This is a genomic window from Gelidibacter sp. F63206 (genome assembly GCF_023015735.1).
This window is the reverse complement of sequence record NZ_JALKAU010000068.1, coordinates 1-2,058: the sequence shown is the minus strand read 5'-3', so window position 1 is coordinate 2,058 and position 2,058 is coordinate 1. Positions and strand designations below refer to the sequence as shown.

General features: G+C 34.4%; 3 protein-coding genes. All 3 read right to left on the bottom strand.

Annotated features, from left to right (window positions below; genetic code table 11):
- Positions 1 to 140: 140 nt before the first annotated feature.
- Positions 141 to 686, bottom strand: a complete 546-nt coding sequence (locus tag MWU32_RS03235; RefSeq protein WP_246937737.1) for a hypothetical protein — start codon at positions 684 to 686, stop codon at positions 141 to 143.
- Between the two features lie 148 nt (positions 687 to 834).
- A complete protein-coding gene (locus tag MWU32_RS03230; RefSeq protein WP_246937735.1) occupies positions 835 to 1,188 on the bottom strand; it encodes a hypothetical protein in 354 nt (117 codons plus the stop codon).
- Between the two features lie 86 nt (positions 1,189 to 1,274).
- Positions 1,275 to 1,466 (bottom strand): hypothetical protein, encoded by a 192-nt coding sequence (locus MWU32_RS03225; protein ID WP_246937733.1) that lies wholly within the window; start codon positions 1,464 to 1,466, stop codon positions 1,275 to 1,277.
- Positions 1,467 to 2,058 lie beyond the last annotated feature (592 nt).

The following is a 2,058-nucleotide window of genomic DNA, read 5'->3' as shown; positions in this document are numbered from 1 at the left end:
AACGTGATTGTATAAGATTAGTGGCGTGTTTAAGCACTTAATTTAGCAAATAAACACCGAATAGAAAATCCGCGAGGATTTTCGTAAGTAGGCGAGGTCTAGCCATTAATTTTATACGGTGTTGTAAAACGTTTTTTTGTTCAATAGTTTTTTTCTTTTTTCAGTTCTCCGTTTTCGGTATAAGTTTTCCAAAGTCCGACCTTTTTTCCGTTCACTGTTTGTCCTTCTTTGAACAAATAACAAACTTGTAGTTTATATGAGCATTTATAATATTTCTCAATTCTTTTAAAATTGATATGTTCGTCGGATTCGAAAAATTCAGTCAGATTATTTGCGTTTGAGTCGATTTCAGTCGTTATGGATTCGGACGTTTTATTTCCTTCTCGGTCATAAGAATTCCAAGATATTATATTTCCGTATTTTCCTAAAAAAATTTCGCTTGCGATTTGTCCGTTTTTGTAATATTGAGTTTGCTTTCCTGAATGAGTTGAATAGTTTTCAGAATTGTACTTATAAGTCGTAATTGTGCTTATCCACCAAATTTTTCCATTTCCGTAAAAAATTGTGTCTGGTTTAGATTCAATTTCCTCAAGTTCACTCACTATTTTTTTGAATCTGTCAGAATGTTGCGCATTAGATAAATTAAAAATCAAAAGTAAGAATATGATTGTTAGAAATCGTTTCATTCAAATGTTTTACAACGTGTTTGTGTATGGCTCGTTGCGGAAAATCAGCTATGATTTTCCGCCGTAACCGAAAGATAGCAAATTGCAATGAATTCCGATTAGGAATTCAGCCGCAATGAGCTATACACGGTGTTGCCATTTCGTTGTTTTATTTTCTCATTTTTAAAAGTCCAATTATAATTAATGGAATACTAAATGGAATCATATACGCTAATAGTTTTTTGTCAGGAATATAAAGCCATAATAGAATAGTGGATATCGTAAAAATTATTATTTCTCCATAAATACTTTTCAGCTCGTATTTTTTGATAAGGACACCAAATGTTACAGGAATAATTGTACCTAAAGAAATTCCTGAAATCATAATTCCAGAAATACATAATCCAGTTTTTACTCCATTTGTAAAACTCACAATTATAAACAATGGAATAACCCAAAGAAACCAAAAGTTAGTTTTTAGAACTGACTTTAGTTTATTCCGATTAATTTCCACTTTATTCATAGTTTTTCAATTCAGATTCCGATTCCGCAAACAAGCTAAAAGGTTCGATGAGATTTTCAGTCTGCATTTGAGTGAGCAATTCCTATTTAATAAAGGTTTTTGCCAGAATCCTTCTTTTCTTTTTCAAAGGTTTTTTTCAACTTATCCAATTCCGTTTTCTTTTCAGATTCAGTCATTTTTATGTTCCCTCTAATTTTGTTTTTTAAAGAGTTATATTTTTCTTTTAGAGATTCCAAATGGTCATTTTGACCGAAAGAATGTAATTTTAATTCTTCCATAATTTCCGTTTTTGAGTTCGTTCCGCAATGAATGGCAACGTCTGCGTATACGAAACGTAGCGTCCTGAACGGCACTTACATTCCTGTTCTGCATTGATCCCTTAAAGAAACAAAAAATATTGGAATAATCACCTGCCAGCTATGTTTTGTATACGCTGTTGTATTTAGTAATCTGGAAATTCCCACTGGAATTGCCAGATTGCGCAGTTGTGCCGGGCGCTACATGGTCGCTCCTGACCGGTGGGAATGTCTTTAAAACTATTGACTCTATCTTTTCGATAGTGTTAGTTGTTTTTAAGGCATAATGGCGCATTGTGGATGGATAGGATATCCGTGCGACAGGGTCCAACTTGTTGTGGGACTTGACTTTGTCAAAAATTTCAGCTACCTTATGCAAGCTTTGTGAGAATTGAAAATTCGAATTTGAGAGTGGAACTCTCATCCGATTTCCAATCGAAAGCTTGGCCAGGTCTCCTTATGGACAATGGCCATTCCTCAAATAATGACCCTTTCCCACGGCCAATGATCTTCAAGGCCGACAGTTGCAAATGGACACGGGCAGTACCAAAAGACTGGGATTATTGAATACAAC

Coding starts and splice junctions, on each gene's coding strand:
- MWU32_RS03235 (WP_246937737.1), bottom strand. CDS start 686: ATGAAACGATTTCTAACAATCATATTCTTACTTTTGATTTTTAATTTA.
- MWU32_RS03230 (WP_246937735.1), bottom strand. CDS start 1,188: ATGAATAAAGTGGAAATTAATCGGAATAAACTAAAGTCAGTTCTAAAA.
- MWU32_RS03225 (WP_246937733.1), bottom strand. CDS start 1,466: ATGGAAGAATTAAAATTACATTCTTTCGGTCAAAATGACCATTTGGAA.